A 15,335-nucleotide genomic window follows, 5' to 3' on the forward strand; every position below is an offset into this window, starting at 1 on the left:
GGTCAGGTGAGGGGCTCGGGCGACCGGTCGAGGTCGGTGGCGAGGTGGCCGGTGTCGTTGAACCGGCGGACGATCCAAGCACCCTGCCCGTCGCCGGCACGCGGATCGGCGCGCTCCCCCGAGCCGCGGCAGACGACGAGGTGGGTGATCGAGCCGTTGTCGGCCCCGATGAACGCGAAGGGCCGCCCGCCCGTTGCGAGGGCGACGACCATGCCGATCACCCCGCCGTGGGTGAACACCGCCACCCGCTCGTCGGGGTGGGCGGCGGCGATGCGGCCGATGCCGGCGCGGAGCCGGGCGGCCAGGGCCTCCATCGTCTCCGCGCCGGGGATGACGTCCCAGCGCTCCTCGGTGAACACCCGGCGGGCGATGGGGTGACCTTCGCGCACCCGTGCGCGGAACGTCGCGCCCTCCCACTCGCCGAGGTGCACCTCACGCAGGTCCGGCTCCACCCGTGGTTCCAACCCGAGGCGCGCCGCGAGCGGCGCCGCGGTCTGCGCCGTGCGGCGCAGCGGCGTCACGTAGATCGCTGCAAGCCGCTGGCCGGCGAGCCGCGCCGCGACCCGCTCGGCCTCGGTGTGCCCGCGCGGGTCGAGGGCCGGGTCGGCCTGACCGTCGACGAGGGGGAAGGGCGCGTCGAACGTCGCCGGCTGCGACTCGCCGTGGCGCACGAGCAGGATGTCGGCACCGCCGGGCGGCAGCGAGAACCGGTACTGGCGGTACTTCCGCGGGGCGGAGTCGGGTGGGGACTGCTGTGCCTGACGACCGTCGGCCGGCGAGGGGCGCTGCGGCCTCGGATCGGGCGAAGGCTCCCGCTCCTGGACGCGGTCGTCCGGCGACGGGCGGTGCGGGCTCGGGGCGCGGTCGGCGGCGGGCATGGGTGCACCGTACCCGCCCCCGCCCCGCCCGCCGCCGACGACAGCGCCTCCCCGGGCGGACCCCGTCGGGCTGGTAGGGTGCCCGCGCCTGCATGACCGCCCACACGCGACCGGACCCGCCCCGCCGCATCCTGGACGGGGTGTCGAGCCCGTCACCCACGAGCGTCGGCCCAGGACCGGCGCCGGCGGACGACGCCGCCCCTGAGGGGTGGCGCGCAGCGGTCGATCGGGAGCTCGCGGCGCTGTTCCCCTCGGAGGGGGTCGGGCGGTGGCGTCCCCTCGGGCTCGTCCTCGCTGCCGTGGCGACCGCCGCCGCCGCGCTCCTGCAGCTCGGCCGGCAGGCGGTCGTCGCCCCGTGGGAGGTCATGTGGGCCGAGGACGCCGCGCCCTACCTCACCGACGCGCGGGCGCTGCCCCTGCTCGAGTCGGTGCCGCGCACGTTCCACGACTACTTCCACGTCTACCCGCGGGTGGTCGCGGAGCTGTCGACGCTCTTCCATCCCGTGCGGGCCGCCGAGATCTTCGTGCTCGCCGCCGCCGCCACCGCGGGCGCCGTCGCCGTGACCGTGTACCGCGCCTCGTCCGGCCACGTCCGCGAGCCGCTGCTGCGCGCGCTGCTCGGCGCGCTCGTCGTGCTCTCGCCGGTCGCCGGCAACGAGCTCATGAACAACCTCGCCAACCTCCAGTGGTACTTCTGCCTCGCGGCGTTCTGGGTGCTGCTGTGGCGGCCGTCCACGGTGCTCGCGCGGGTGTGGCAGGTGTTCCTCCTCGCCGTGGCGGCGCTCAGCGCGCCGCTGACCGTCGTGTTCGTGCCGCTCGCGCTCCTGCGGGTGGTGGCGCGCAGGCGCCACCCCGCCGAGCTCGTCGCGCCGGTCGTGTTCCTCGCCGGCACGGCGCTGCAGCTGGTGAGCATGCTGCGGGCCACGCTCCCGGCCGGCCCGGCGTTCGACGCGGGGCTGGCCGTGCAGACCTACGCGCAGCGCGTCGCGCTCACCGCCCTCGTCGGCGACCGGCACGCCGGGCGTCTGTGGGAGGCGCACGGCTGGCTGTGGCCGGTCGTGGCCGTCCTCGTGCTCGGCGCGTTCGTGGCCTACGCCGCCGGGCGGTCCAAAGCCCGCACGCGCTGGCCCGCGCTCGCGGCCACGGTCACCTCGGTGGGGTTCCTCGTCGTCGCGGTGAGCGGGCGCGCCGGGTGGGACACCATCGTCTGGGATGCGGGGAGCCAGCACTTCCTCATGGGGCGCTACCTGCTCGTGCCGGTGGCGCTCGCGCAGGCGGTCGTCGTCCTCGCGCTCGACGACGCGCCGGAGCGTGTGGCGGACGGCACGTGGCGGCGGCTCGCGGCGGTCGTGGCGGGCCTGCTCGTCTTCGGCGCCGGGGCCGACTACACCGCGGTCAACCAGCGCAGCGACGGGCCCGAATGGCGCGCCGGGATCGCCGAGGCCGCCGAGGAGTGCCGGACGACCCCGGGGCTCGAGGCGGCGGAGGTCAAGGCCGCGCCCGTGCTCCTCGACTTCGCCGCGGCCATCCCGTGCGAGGACATCTGAGGGCAGGTGCGGGTTACGGCGCGCTGCGGCAGACACTGCGCGCCCGCTACCCCTGGCTGGCCGACACCGACCGGGGCCCGCAGGCGGTCGACGCGGGTGAGTGCGACCGCTGCGGCGCGGAGGCGCGGCTCGTGGCGACGTGCGGCCCGGTCGCGTGGGCGGCGCTCGGCCGCCGGTGCGCCCGCCGGCTCGCCGCCGGCGCCTGGTGCGACGGCCACGCCGACGAGGCCGCCGGCGCGCTCGCGTGGCTCGCGGCGCTGCCCGACGAGGCCGACGACGTCGCCCGGCTGTGGTGGGTCGCCACGGGGGAAGTCCGGCTCAGCCCCGCCCTCGCGGCCGCTGCGCGCCGCCTGTGTCTGCCCGCCGGGGACGGCTGAGGCACGCGCGGGCGGGCGAGCGGCCCGCGGCTACCATCGGGCGTCATGGTCGAGCCCATCCGGTCCGTGTGCGTCTTCTGCGCCTCGAGCGAGGCGGTGGCTCCCGGCTACCGCGCCGTGGCGGCCGAGCTCGGGCGGGCCATCGCCGCCGAGGGCTGGGAGCTCGTGTACGGCGGCGGCAGCATCGGGCTCATGGGCGAGGTGGCCCGCGCCGCGCTCACCGCCGGCGCGCACGTCACCGGCGTCATCCCTCACCGCCTCGCCGACCGGGAGATCGCCCTGCACGAGGTGAGCGAGCTCGTGCGCACCGACACCATGCGGGAGCGCAAGGCGGTGATGGACGAGCGCAGCGACGCGTTCGTGGTCCTGCCCGGGGGCATCGGCACCCTCGAGGAGCTCGTGGAGATGCTCACGTTGAAGCAGCTCGGGTACCACAACCGGGCGATCGTGGTGCTCGACACCCAGGGGTACTGGGACCCCCTCCTCGCGCAGATCGCGCGGATGGTCGCCGAGCGCTTCGTCTCACCCCACCTCGTCGACCTCTGGCAGGTACGCAGCACCGTCGCGGAGACCGTCGCCGCGCTCCGCGCCTACACGCCGCCGCCCTACCACCCGGGCGCGCCGGCCGAGCTCGAGGCCATCGAAGGTCCCCGCACCTGGTAGGGGGCCGTCCCGTGTCCCTTTCGCCGGAATGCCATTCGGGGGCCATCCGGCCGGGTAGCGTAAAGGCTTTGTGGGCTGTATCGCCAGGACAAGTACACCTGACCCTGAGGAGCGCCGACACTACCGTGAGGACTGGCACCACGATCGTCATCGCCGCGCTGCTCGTGGCGATCGTCGCGGCCCTCGTCGCCCAGCTGGCCCTGGCGACGTAGCCCGGACGAGCGAAGAGAGGTGAGGACGTCGAGCGAGCCGGCCGGCACGGTCGCGGCCTCCGCGGCGTCCCTGCCGTCCCCCGCGCCCGCCTCGGCGGCTGATCCCGACGTCGTCGAGCAGGTGCAGGCGGCCCAGGAAGGGTCCGCCCAGGCCTTCGCGCTGCTCTACGACCGCTACGTCGACCAGGTCTTCTCCTACGTCTACCACCGGGTCGGGCACCGCCAGACGGCCGAGGACCTCGTCGGGGATGTGTTCCTTCGCGCCCTGCGGCGCATCACCTCATTCAAGTGGCAGGGCGTGGACTTCGGCGCGTGGCTCATCACCATCGCCCGCAACCGCGTCCACGACCACTTCAAGAGCGCCCGGTTCCGCCTCGAGGCCACCGTCGAGGAGGTCTTCGACACGCCGGGCTCGAGCACGGCCGACGACCCGGAGGAGGCGGCGATCCACGGCGACCTCGCCCGGCAGGTTCACGAGGCGCTGTCGCAGCTCAAGGGCGAGCAGGCCGAGGTGCTCTACCTCCGCTTCATCCAGCACCTCAACGTCGCCGAAACCGGCGCAGTTATGGGCAAGTCCGACGGAGCGGTGAAGGCGCTGCAGTACCGGGCGCTGAAGTCGCTGGCGAAGCACGTCCCCCAGGAGCTCGGCAAGCTGTGACCCTGCCCGGTTTGGCAACTATGTGGAGGGGGTTGCGTAGCCTCCCCCTCCACGAGTCGTTAGATCGGGAGAGGAGACGATGACCCCGACTGACGTTGACGCCCTTGCGCGACTGCTCGACGGCGACCCCACCCTGAACGGGGAGGTCACCGAGGAGTCGCGCGCCCTCGGCCGGCTCGCCCACGTGCTCGCCACGGCCAAGCCGGTGCCGGCTCGGCCCGAGTTCAAAGCCGCCCTGCGGGCCAAGCTCGTCGACGCGGCGCGCGAGCAGGCGCGCGTCCCGGCCCTCACCCGGATGCGCACGGGCATCGGCGCGAGCACCGCACGCTGGCGCTACTCCACGCGCGCGGCGGCCGCCACCGGCGCGGCGGCGCTCGCGCTGTCGAGCGGTGGCCTGGCCGTGGCCGCCGACCGGGCGCTGCCGAGCGACGTGCTCTACCCGGCGAAGCTCGTCATCGAGGACGTCCGCATCGCCCTCGTCCGCGACGACGTCAGCCGCGGCGCGGCGCACCTCGCCCAGGCGAGCACCCGCATCAGCGAGGCGGAGGCCGCAGCAGGCGACGGCAACCAGGCGGGGGCCGCCGTCGCGCTGTTGAAGGCGGACGAGGCGCTGCGCACCGGGGCCGGCGAGCTCTTGCGCGCCTACACGCAGCGCGGGGACGCGAGCTCGGTGGAGCGGCTGGCGGACTTCACCGACCAGCAGCGGGCCCGCCTCGCCCGCCTCGACGACCTGCTCGCCGGCGAGGCCGCCGAAGCGGCCCGTATCCTCAGAGTCGCCTTCGAGCGCATCGAGGCGCGGATGATGTCGGTCGTGGGCGCCTGCGAGGGCTGCGAGGGCGCGACCCCCGAGCCGAGGCCGGGCGCCGACCTCGCCGACATCCCGCCTGCCCACGAGGCGTTCGAGGAGTGCCCCTGCGACCTCGGCCCGTCCGGCGGTGACGCCGGCACGGTGGACGCCGAGCCGCCCGGGCCGTCCCTGGACGGGGCGCCCGAGGCGCCGCCCGTCCAAGACATGCCGCCGGCCGCCACGGACACACCCTCGGTGCAACCGCCGGCCGAAGCGCCGACGGACGACCCCGGCGTGCCGCAGCCGGACCCCAACCACGAGCCTCCCCCCTTGACGGTGCCCGACCTGCCGAGCGTGGCCGAGCCGCGGCGGTCGAGCGACAGCGGCGTGGTCGACGCCATCGTGCGGGGCGTCCTCCACGTCCTCCTGCCCTAGCGGGTCGGTGAGTCCGAGCGGGCGACCCCGCCGGTGTCGGCGAGCCCGGGGATGCGGTGGGGCACCGAGTGCTCCCAGTCGGCCAGCAGCGCGCGGACCCCGGTCACGAAGGACAGCGGCTGGTCGAGGATGAGATGGTGGTGGGCCTGGGGGATCTCGACGAACGGCGCGGTACGCCCGAGCCGCTCGGACATGTAGTCGGTCACGTCGGCGTCGACGATCTCCGACAGCTCGCCGTGGAGGACCGCCATGCGGCAGCGCACCCGCGCGAGCAGGTCGCCGAAGTCCGCGGGTGAGGGGTCCTCGCGGGCGACGAACACCCGCGGGTCGAACTTCCACGTCCAGCCCTCGCGCGTGTGGCGCAGGCTGTGGCGGGCGACGTGGTCGACGACGTGGAGCGGCGGCGGCGGCTGCGGGGGCACGAGGTGGAAGTGCGCGAGCGCATCGTCGAGTGACGGGTAGACCTTCGGCTTGCGGAACATCCGCCCGCTGCGTCCCTCCTGGGACTCGGGGTCGGGCCGGCGCACCGGTGAGTCGACGATGATCCCACCGGCCAGGCGGTCCCCGTGGAGCGCCGCGGCGCCGATGACGACGAACCCGCCCATGGAGTGGCCGACGAGGACCGGCGGGTGCTCGATGCCGGCGTGCTCGGCGACCGCGAGCGCCTCCTCCGGCCAGACCTCGAGGCCGTACGTCTCGCGCCAGCCCGAGTCGCCGTGGCCCGACAGGTCGAAGGCGACGACGTGGTGGCGTCCGTCGCCGGCGAGGATCGGCGCGAGGTGGTCCCACCACCGGGCGTGGGCGGCGCCGCCGTGGATGAGCACGATGCCCGGGGCGCCCGGCCGGCCCCACGTGCGGTAGCGCACCGGGCAGCCGCGCACGGCGACCTCGGCGACGGCGACCTCGGCGGCCAGCGCCGCCGCGAACCACTCGGGCGCCCGCTCCTCCGTCACGAGAACAGCGACCGTCGGGCCGTGAGGTTGCGGTAGAGCATCTGCTGGATGGTGTCGCGCACGCGGTCGGTCAGCTCGAAGACGCACATCGGGTCGTCGGCGGCCTCGGGGCCGTAGCCGGCGGTGTCGATCGGCGGGCCGAAGTCGATCACCCACTTGCTCGGCAGCGGCACGATCCCGAGCGGCCCGAGCAGCGGGAACTGCGCGGTCACCGGGAAGTAGGGGAAGCCGAGCAGGCGCGCAAGCCAGCGGACGTTGCCGAGCATCGGGTAGATCTCCTCCGCACCGACGATGGCCACCGGGATGATCGGCACCTGGGCGCGCAGGGCCACCCCGACGAAGCCGCCACGGCCGAAGCGCTGGAGCTTGTAGCGGTCCCGGTAAAGCTTGCCGGCGCCCTTGAACCCCTCGGGCCACACGCCGACGAGCTCGCCGTCGGCGAGCAGCCGGCGCGCGTCCTCGCCGTGGGCCAGCGTGCTGCCCGTCTTGCGCGCCAGCGGTCCGGCGAACGGCAGGCGCAGGGCGAGGTCGGCTGCGAGCTCGCGCAGGTGACGGTGCGCGGGATGGTCGTCGTAGAGCGCCACCTTCGTCATGACCGCGTCGAACGGCAGCGTCCCCGAGTGGTTGGCCACCACGAGCGCCCCGCCCTCGGCGGGTACGTGCTCCATGCCGGTGGTGCGTACCCGCCAGTAGCGCTGGTAGAGCGGCCGGGCGAGCGGCAGGATCACCTGCTCGGTCAGCTCGCGGTCGAAGCCGAAGCGGTCGATCGGGTAGTCGCCCGTGATGCGCCGGCGCAGGAAGGCCAGGGCCGCCTCGACCGCACCGTCGACGTCGCCCCGCAACCCTCCCGCCGGTGGCGCCCGGTCGCCGGGGCTGTCCGGGCCGTCGGGGTCCTCGGCCGGCGAGTGGGCGTCGCGCGCGCCCCGGCGGCGCTGGGGGTCGAGGTCGATGACCTCGGCGTCGGGCCGGCCCGTCACCGGGGGCCCCCACTCGTGCGCGGCTCGACGGTCACGGCGTCGTCTCCTTCGCGGGGCGGGCGAGCAGCGCGTGCAGGCGACGCTCGACGCGGGCGACCCTGCCCGGGTCTAGGACCGGGGCGACCTCCCGGCGGGTGAGGAAGTCGACCAGCGCCTCGCGGGTGGTGTAGGCGGGCGCGTAGCCGAACCGCTCACGCAGCCGCGTGATGTCACCAACCCGGCCGTACATGAGCAGCGGCAGCTGCTCGGGGCCGAGATCGACCTGGGCGCGCCGGACGACGCTCGCGATGCCGTGGGCGAACGGCATGGTCACCGGCACCGGCACCCGTCCCGCGATGCGGACCGCCTGCGACAGGTACACGATGCCCGACCCGGCGACGTTGGTGGTCCCGTGGTGGTCGCCGTGCACCGCCCGCTCGAGCACGGCGACGGCGTCGTCCTCGTGGCAGAGCTGCAGCCGCGGGTCGTAGCCGAGCACCGTGGGGACCACCGGCAGGGCGAGGTAGCGGGTCAGCGGCGTGTCGACGCGCGGGCCGACGAGTTCCGCGAAGCGCAGGATGGTGAGGGTGACGTCCTCCCGGCGCCGCCCGAACGCGCGGGCGTAGGACTCGACCTCCACGGCATCCTTGCCGTAGCCGTCGGGATGGCCCGTATCAGGGGCAGCGCTCTCCTTGAACAGCGCCGGGTCGTTCGGGCTCGAGCCGTACACCGCGGTGGTCGACGTGACGACGACCTTGCGCAGCGCCGGCGCCCGCTGGGCGGCGCCGAGCAGCTGCATGGTCCCGATGATGTTGTGCTCCTTCATCCGGGCCCGCCCGCCGGCAGCCCGCGGTGTCGCGACGACGTGCAGGTGCACGATCGTGTCGACCTGCGTGGATTCGACGACCTTCGCGACGAGGGGGCTGCGCAGGTCGGCACGGATGAACTCGACGCCGTCAAGATCCTCGGGCGGCTCGCGCAGGTCGACGCCTGCGACGTAGCCGACGCCGTCGTCGGCGGCGAGGCGGGTGGCCAGCCGGCTGGCGAGCACGCCGGCGATGCCGGTGATGAGCACGCGGCGCCGACTGCGCTCGGCCACTGCCGCCTCCTCTAGGTGGGTGAGGGGCTCAAGCCTAGTGGGTGGCGATCACTGCCGGGCCAGGGACACGCGGGTCCCGCGCGTGGCGCCGAGCGCGGCGGCGGCGTCGCCGCCGTTCACGGCGAGCGCCACGCGGCCGAAGCTGTCGAGGAGGACGGCGAGCGCCCCCTCCGCCACGTCGGCGAAGGTGCGGGACACCGTCGCGACGGCCGACCGGCGCCCGACAGCGACCGCGACCCGGTCCCCGACCCGCAGACCCGCGGCCGCGAGATCGTCACCACTGACGTTCAGCGACGCGTTGCCGAAGCCGTCGACGAGCACGACGACGCCCTCGACCCGCCCCGCGTCGCGCCATGGAGCGGGCAGGTCGGGACGCACGAGACCGGCGGGGTCCCGGGGCGGCCCGAGCTCGTCGGGCGCCACACCGCATGCGAGGTGCGCCGCGGCGGGCGCGAACACGTCCCGGCCGTGGAACGTCGCGGACACCGGCTCCAGCCGGTAGGCGCCCCGGGTGAGCGCCCAGGCGGCGCGCGCCCCGCCGAGCCGCTCCGCCGCCGGTACGAGGAGCCCGTTGTCGGGCCCGACGAGCAGGTGATCACCGGCGGCGACCGCCACCGCCTCCCGCGTCGTGCCCACCCCGGGGTCGACGACGGCGAGGTGCACGCCGGGCGGCAGGTAGCCGGCGCAGTCGGCGAGGGTTAGCGCGCCGGCGACCACGTCGTGGCGCGGGATCCCGTGACAGAGGTCGATCAACCGGGCATGCGGGGCGATCCGCGCGACGACGGCGCGGCACACGCCGACGAAGGGGTCGCGCAGGCCGTAGTCGGACGTGAACGTGATGATGGCTCGGGCGGCAGGCATGACAGGCCACTATGCCAGGAGCGGACCCTACAATCGGGCTGGCATGGACTCCCGCTCGCTCGGACTGCTGATCGTGGCGCTCGGTGTGGGCGCGGTGATCGTCGGGCTGCTCGTGGCCTCCGGTGGCTTGTCGTGGTTCGGACGACTGCCGGGCGACATCCGCTACGAGACCGAGCGCACCCGCGTGTTCATCCCGATCACCTCGATGATCCTCGTCTCGGTCCTGCTCACGGTGGTCCTGTCGCTCATCGGCCGCTGGCGCTGATCCGCTCCCGCCTGCGGTGCCGCGGCGGAGCGGCCACAACCCTTTCACCCCCGATCGCCCTTGCGCATCCCCCGGTCGCGCCCCGGCGGCTGCGGGGACGCGTGGAGAATGCCCGCGACCCCAACGAGGACCGTGATGAAGGCGACGAGGAACCCTGTCCAACATTGTCCCCGCTCGATGCAGGTGGCGAAGGCGGTTGGGCGCCCGGTACTGGGCGCTGTGCGCGAGGATAACGGCTCGCAGTGTCGGCGGGCATCCGCAACTTGACGATCCTAAAGGCCCGGGAGCGCTCACGCGACCAGCGGCTAGCATCGCCCGATGCATGATGGAGCCCCTGGAGTGGGCACTCACCGTCTGCTCGAGGCAATCGGATACCGTGCGGGTCTGTTGCTCGACGGGGGCGGGCTGCCGGGGGACCAGGCGGCCTGTGGGTGAGCACCATTCTCGTCGTCCCTACATTCAACGAGCGAGCAACCGTCGAGCGGGTCGTATCAGGGGCGCTCGCAGCTGACCCGCGCATGCAGGTGCTCGTCGTCGACGACGGGTCACCGGACGGGACGGGGGAGCTCGTCGAGGCGCTGGCCCGGAAGGAGCGGCGCGTCGCGGTACTGCACCGGGACGGCAAGCAGGGTCTGGGCTCGGCCTACCGGACGGGGTTTGCCTGGGGTCTGGAGCGCGGGGCGGATGTGCTCTGCGAGATGGACGCTGACCTGTCGCATGACCCGGCGGACCTGCCGCGCCTGCTGGCCGCGCTCGACGAGGGTGCGGACGTCGCGATCGGGTCGCGCTACGTCCCCGGCGGCCGTGTGGAGGGCTGGCCGAGGAGGCGGCTGTGGCTGTCAACCGGGGCGAACCGGTACGTGCGGGCGGCCACCGGTCTGCCGGTGCGTGACGCCACGGCCGGCTTCCGCGCCTACCGGCGCGCGGTGGTGGAAGCCATCGATCTCGACACCGTGAAGTCGGAGGGCTACGCCTTCCAGATCGAGATGACCCTCCGTGCCTGGCGGGCGGGCTTCACCGTCGTCGAGGTGCCGATCACCTTCCGGGAGCGCACCGAGGGTGCGAGCAAGATCAGCCGGGCGATCATCCTCGAGGCGTTGTGGCGGGTGGCGGCATGGGGGTGGCAGAACCGCGTCGCGCAGCCCCTGCGCCGCCTCGGGAACCGCCGGCCCGTCGATCCCGAGCGGCGGTGACCGGACCGCCTGCTCGGTCAGGCGGTGCGGGAGGGTGCGCTCGGCAGGGGCGCGCTGCCGTCGAGCCAGCCCGCGGCCAGGCTGCGGTAGTAGGCGCTGGTGTCGAGCAGCTCGTCGTGGCTGCCGGCGGCGACGACCTCGCCGCGGTCGAGCACGATCACCCGGTCGGCGGCGCGGACCGTCGAGTAGCGGTGGGCGATGACGAGCAGGGCGCACTCGTCGGCGACCTGGTCGAGGGTGGCGGCAAGCGCCGCCTCGTTGACGGGGTCCAGCTGGGAGGTCGGCTCGTCGAGCAGCAGCAGGCCGGGGCGGCTGAGCAGCGAGCGGGCGATCGCCAGCCGCTGGCGCTCGCCGCCGGACAGCATCATGCCGTGCTCGCCGACGGGGGTGTCCAGGCCGCGTGGCAGCCGGTCGAGGACCTCGGTGAGGTTGGCGAGCGCCACGACCCGCTCGACCTTGCCCTCATCGGCGTCGGGGACCGTGTATAGGAGGTTGTCGCGCAGCGTGCCGTGCAGGATCGGGCAGTGCTGCTCGACGAAACCGATCCGCGCGCGGTGTTCGGCGCGGTCGATGTCCCGCACGTCGGTGCCGGCGAAGAGGATCTCGCCCCGGTCGGGGTCGTAGAAGCGCTCGGCGAGGGCGAAGATCGTGGACTTGCCCGCGCCGGACGGGCCGACGAGGGCGATGTGGCTGCGCTCGGGCACCGCGAAGGACACACCCCGCAGGACCGCCCGCCCCGGCTCGTAGCCGAACCACACGTCGCGGAACTCCAGTACGGGGGCGGCCCCGGGGTTCGGGCGGGCACCTGGCGGCAGGCCGGCTACCCGCACGGGACGCGACCGGGCGGCAAGGACGGCCGATGTTGCGCTGCCGGGCTCCGGCGGCAGGTCGAGGATCTCGTTGATGCGATGCAGCGCCCCGGTGCCCTGCTGGATCGCGCTCACGGCCATGAACAGCGCCCCGATCGGCACCGCGAGGTAGGTCATGTAGAGCAGAAAGGCGACGAGGTCGGCCACTGACGTGGCGCCGGTCGTCACCCGCATGCCGCCGACGAGCAGCACCGCGAGAAAGGATCCACTCACGGCGAGCTCGCTCGCCGGTCCGACGACCGCGTCGAGCTTCGCCAAGCGCACACCTTGCGCGTAGGCGGCACGCGCCCGCCCGCCGATGCGCTCCGTCTCCCGCTGCTCGGCCTGGCTGGCCCTGATGGTGCGGACGGCGCTGAGCGCGCGCTCGAGGTCGGCTGTCATCTCCCCGGTGGCCTGCTGGGTGCGCAGGGACGAGCTCCGAATTCCGCGCAGGACCGACAGCACGATCGTGCCGCCGACCACGATGAGCGTCGCGACGATGAGGAAGAGCGCCCAGTCCAGCCAGATCATGAAGGCGACGGCGCCGAGCACGCCGATGCCCCCGGCGACGACGTCGGTGAACCCCTCGGCGATGACCCGCCGGAGGGCGGCCGTGTCGGTCCCGGCCCGCGAGATGAGGTCGCCGATGCGGTAGCGGTCGTACGCGGGCATGTGCAACCGCAGGAGGTGACCGATGAGGTTGAGCCGCAGGCCGACGACGATGCCCTCGCTTGTGCGTGCGAGCAGGTAGCGCGTCGCGGCCTGGAGCAGGGCCTGGCCGGCGAACAGCACCACGAGCAGCCCGACGAGGCCCCAGAGGATCGGCCCCGTGCCGGCTGCGTCGATCAGCCGTTTTACGACGAGCGGCTGGACGAGGCTGAGCGCCGAGGCGGCCACCGTGAGCACCACGCCGGCGGCCACCCACCGTCCGTGGCCCCGGACGACGGTGAGGATGTCGCGCCAGCCGACGTCGTTCTCGACCGGCGTGACCGGCTCCGCCGTCACGGTCGCACCTTCAGCACGTTCGACGCCACGGCGAGCGTCCCTCCGCTAGGCCACGGTGAAGAAGGTGCGGAAGTAGTCGGCGGGGTAGTCCTCCCCCACCGGCGTTCCGTCGACCTCCACCCATGCGTGCGCACCGAAGGGCGGCAGACGGCGCGCACCGACGCACCAGGCGGGCCACTGGCCGCGGAGCCGGCAGAGCAGCACCGTCGCGAGCGATCGGGGCAGGCACCCCTGGGGACCCGCGCACGCGAGGCTCACCACCGTCACCGTGTCGCGCGCCGCCTTCGCCTCCTCCAACCTCGCGGGCCGGGCCCCGCGGCGGATCCACCCGAGCACCCTGCGGATCCGGTGCGGGGACTGGGTGGCGAGCAGGCGGGCCACACCCACGACCACGCGGGTGAGCAGCCGTCGCGGGAGCGGCACGGCGCGGGGATCGTAGAGGAGAGCCTCCTGCATGCTCACGGGCGTCCTCCTAGAGGGCGTCGGGTTGTCGGCGGCCTACTGCTCGATGAGCCCGGCGGAACGGAGGTTCTCCACGAGCTCCTCGACGTCGAGGCACGCGCTGTCGAGGTCGACCGCGTACTCCTCGACGAGCGCTCGGGCCGCCTGGTCGGCCGTGCCCCCCTCGAGCAGCACACGCAGGACCAGGGCACCGGTCGGGTTCAGGTTCCAGTACTGCCCGCGGCGCTCGTCGAGCAGCGCCGTGCCGTAGTCGACCTCCGCCGTCGAGATGCCGTCACGCAGCTTCAGTGGCATTGCTGTCTCCTCTTGCCGGCAGTGGCTTGTCTTCGAGGGCGCGCAGCCAAACCTCGCTGGCCACCGTCTGGTAGGGCGTGTCGAACTGCAGGCTAGGTCCGAGGGGGCGGCTCAACACCTCCCGCAGCGCCCCGGCGTCGACGAGGCCGAGCCGGGCTAGACGGGAGTCCTCCCAGAGCTCGAGCAGCCCGGCACGGTGCTCTCGTAGCCCGGCCTCCACCTCGTGCGAGCCCTCGTCCTTCGTCTGACGGGTGAGGCTCTCCGCCGGCACGATGCCGCGCATGGCCTCGATGATGAGCGGCTTGTACCGCCACGGCGTGACCCGGTCCTGTGGTCGAACCGCCAGGCCCGCCTCGACCACCCGGTCGTCGTAGTAGGGAGCAGCCAGGGAGAACCCCAGCCGGTCGGCAACCTGCGCGAGCTGGCGGACCATGCGTGACGTCGCCCGCATCGCTTCCAGCTCGACGTGCTGGCCCCGCCGGTCTGACAGCGGCTCGACGTTCTGCGCGGCCTCCCGGATGAGCTCGCGCACCGCCTCGACCGCGCCTGGTGTGGCCCACGGCGGCATGCGGGCGGGCCGGCCCCAGTCCATCGAGGGGATGTCGATGGCCGGGGCAGGCGCCGTGAGGTTGTCCGCGACGTCGCGCAGCCACGTGCGGTAGTCGCGGCGATCGGCGAGCTGGCGCAGCGCTTCCCGATACGACCACCGCCGCTGGACGGCGAACCCCCGGGCGTTGCGCAGCGCGATCCTCGGGTGGCTGCGGAACAGTCCGTGGAGGTGCGCAGGCGAGCCTGCGAGCAGCTCGTCGCCGCCGAAGCCGGTGAGATGCAGCCGAGAGCCCCGCTGCGCCGTCGGCCGTGCGATCGCCAGCCACCGGGTGAGGCAGACCGCCGCTGCGGAGGGCTCGTCGAGGACGTCGTCGGTGTGGAGCAGGCCGTCGTAGACCATCGGCAGGGCGTCCCCGGCGATGACGTGGTGCTCGACGGCTCCGAGGGCCGCAACGGTGCGTCGGGCCCAGGACACGTCCTGGCCGAGTGGGTCGCCGCCGTCGGCCGTGTACGCAACGATCGGGCCACCGCGCCGCGCGGCCAGGCAGCACAGCGCGGTCGAGTCGAGTCCGCCGAGGTCAGCGCTCACCAGGTCGCGCCCGGTGAGGCGTGCGTCGACCGCTGCCCACAGCGCCTCCCGCAGCGCGGCGGCGCCCTCCGCCAGCGGCAGCGCCGGCTCAGGAGGCGACCACCACCGCACCGGCCTGCCCGAGCCCTCGCCGTCGAGCAGGAGGTAGTCGGCGCCCATGAGCACGCTGACCCCGCGCCAGACGGGCTGACCCGCAAGCGGGTAGATCGCGGAGGAGTCCAGGAGATTGGCGGCAAGACGCCGCTCGTCGAAAGGCGCGTCGATGAGTCGGGCGAGAACGTCAGCCCGATCGGCGGCAACCGTTGTTCCCTCGACCCGCGCGTGGAACACCGGGCGCAGTCCCGTCACCGAGCCCTGCACCCGCACCCGCCCGTCGACCGACGCAAGAAGGTGGAAGCTGCCCGCGAGTGAGCTGGCGACGCGATCGAGCCCCGCAACGCTCGTGACACGCCCAGCTGTTGCGCCGAGTTGCTCGGCGGCGACCGCGTGCTGCCCGACCAACGCAATCTTCACCCGGCCGGCCTCGCCGACGACCAGGGTCTCGGGGTCCCAGCGGCCGAGCAGCCAGGGCCGACCGGATGGGTGGTTGACGACCTGCGCCGCCTGCGGACGGAGTGCCGTGGCCACCCGCGTGGCCGCTTCGCAATCAGGAAGCACAACGAACCAGGACCGAACTCCACGCAGCGAGAGGAACGTCGTCATCA

Annotated in this window: 16 protein-coding genes; 7 read left to right on the top strand and 9 right to left on the bottom strand. The window is 74.0% G+C overall.

What is annotated here, in order from left to right; translation table 11 throughout:
- Positions 1-2: 2 nt before the first annotated feature.
- Positions 3-878 (bottom strand): histidine phosphatase family protein, encoded by an 876-nt coding sequence (locus tag VM324_12040; protein ID HVM00013.1) that lies wholly within the window; start codon positions 876-878, stop codon positions 3-5.
- A gap of 92 nt (positions 879-970) precedes the next feature.
- Between VM324_12040 and VM324_12045 the strand changes: the two genes are divergently transcribed.
- The 5 genes from VM324_12045 (at position 971) to VM324_12065 (ending at position 5,557) form a co-directional block, all read left to right on the top strand.
- Positions 971-2,425, top strand: coding sequence for a hypothetical protein (locus VM324_12045; GenBank protein ID HVM00014.1), 1,455 nt, complete (start codon positions 971-973; stop codon positions 2,423-2,425).
- Positions 2,410-2,802 carry a hypothetical protein gene (locus VM324_12050; GenBank protein ID HVM00015.1) on the top strand — a complete coding sequence of 131 codons (393 nt, stop codon included), beginning with the start codon at positions 2,410-2,412 and terminating at the stop codon, positions 2,800-2,802. Before VM324_12045 ends, VM324_12050 begins: the two co-directional genes overlap by 16 nt.
- 45 nt (positions 2,803-2,847) lie before the next feature.
- Complete coding sequence (locus tag VM324_12055) at positions 2,848-3,465, top strand: TIGR00730 family Rossman fold protein (GenBank protein ID HVM00016.1); 618 nt, start codon at positions 2,848-2,850, stop codon at positions 3,463-3,465.
- A gap of 231 nt (positions 3,466-3,696) precedes the next feature.
- Positions 3,697-4,335, top strand: a complete 639-nt coding sequence (locus VM324_12060; GenBank protein HVM00017.1) for a sigma-70 family RNA polymerase sigma factor — start codon at positions 3,697-3,699, stop codon at positions 4,333-4,335.
- Positions 4,336-4,414: 79 nt separating this feature from the next.
- Positions 4,415-5,557: a DUF5667 domain-containing protein gene (locus VM324_12065; protein ID HVM00018.1), complete on the top strand. Its 1,143-nt coding sequence runs from the start codon at positions 4,415-4,417 to the stop codon at positions 5,555-5,557.
- On the opposite strand, the gene VM324_12070 is transcribed toward VM324_12065, so the two are convergent.
- The 4 genes from VM324_12070 to VM324_12085 are packed head-to-tail and all read right to left on the bottom strand — an operon-like array spanning position 5,554 to position 9,426.
- The gene (locus tag VM324_12070; protein ID HVM00019.1) at positions 5,554-6,510 is read right to left on the bottom strand and encodes an alpha/beta hydrolase; all 957 of its coding nucleotides are present in this window, start codon (positions 6,508-6,510) and stop codon (positions 5,554-5,556) included. The genes VM324_12065 and VM324_12070 overlap by 4 nt on opposite strands.
- Positions 6,507-7,487, bottom strand: a complete 981-nt coding sequence (locus tag VM324_12075) for a lysophospholipid acyltransferase family protein (protein ID HVM00020.1) — start codon at positions 7,485-7,487, stop codon at positions 6,507-6,509. Before VM324_12075 ends, VM324_12070 begins: the two co-directional genes overlap by 4 nt.
- Positions 7,488-7,518: 31 nt before the next feature.
- Entirely contained in the window at positions 7,519-8,565 is a 1,047-nt protein-coding gene (locus VM324_12080; protein HVM00021.1) for an NAD-dependent epimerase/dehydratase family protein, read from the bottom strand.
- 48 nt (positions 8,566-8,613) lie between these two features.
- Positions 8,614-9,426, bottom strand: coding sequence for an SAM-dependent chlorinase/fluorinase (locus VM324_12085; protein ID HVM00022.1), 813 nt, complete (start codon positions 9,424-9,426; stop codon positions 8,614-8,616).
- Positions 9,427-9,469: 43 nt separating this feature from the next.
- On the opposite strand from VM324_12085, the gene VM324_12090 reads away from it, so the two are divergent.
- Positions 9,470-9,691: a DUF2905 domain-containing protein gene (locus VM324_12090; GenBank protein HVM00023.1), complete on the top strand. Its 222-nt coding sequence runs from the start codon at positions 9,470-9,472 to the stop codon at positions 9,689-9,691.
- 431 nt (positions 9,692-10,122) lie between these two features.
- A complete protein-coding gene (locus tag VM324_12095; GenBank protein HVM00024.1) occupies positions 10,123-10,884 on the top strand; it encodes a polyprenol monophosphomannose synthase in 762 nt (253 codons plus the stop codon).
- A 17-nt stretch (positions 10,885-10,901) separates the two neighbouring features.
- On the opposite strand, the gene VM324_12100 is transcribed toward VM324_12095, so the two are convergent.
- The 4 genes from VM324_12100 to VM324_12115 are packed head-to-tail and all read right to left on the bottom strand — an operon-like array spanning position 10,902 to position 15,258.
- Entirely contained in the window at positions 10,902-12,737 is a 1,836-nt protein-coding gene (locus VM324_12100; protein HVM00025.1) for an ABC transporter ATP-binding protein, read from the bottom strand.
- Positions 12,738-12,782: 45 nt separating this feature from the next.
- Positions 12,783-13,193: a lasso peptide biosynthesis B2 protein gene (locus tag VM324_12105; protein HVM00026.1), complete on the bottom strand. Its 411-nt coding sequence runs from the start codon at positions 13,191-13,193 to the stop codon at positions 12,783-12,785.
- A gap of 42 nt (positions 13,194-13,235) precedes the next feature.
- Entirely contained in the window at positions 13,236-13,493 is a 258-nt protein-coding gene (locus VM324_12110) for a lasso peptide biosynthesis PqqD family chaperone (protein ID HVM00027.1), read from the bottom strand.
- Entirely contained in the window at positions 13,474-15,258 is a 1,785-nt protein-coding gene (locus VM324_12115) for a lasso peptide isopeptide bond-forming cyclase (GenBank protein HVM00028.1), read from the bottom strand. Before VM324_12115 ends, VM324_12110 begins: the two co-directional genes overlap by 20 nt.
- Positions 15,259-15,335 lie beyond the last annotated feature (77 nt).

The organism is Egibacteraceae bacterium (assembly GCA_035540635.1).
Taxonomy (GTDB): domain Bacteria; phylum Actinomycetota; class Nitriliruptoria; order Euzebyales; family Egibacteraceae; genus DATLGH01.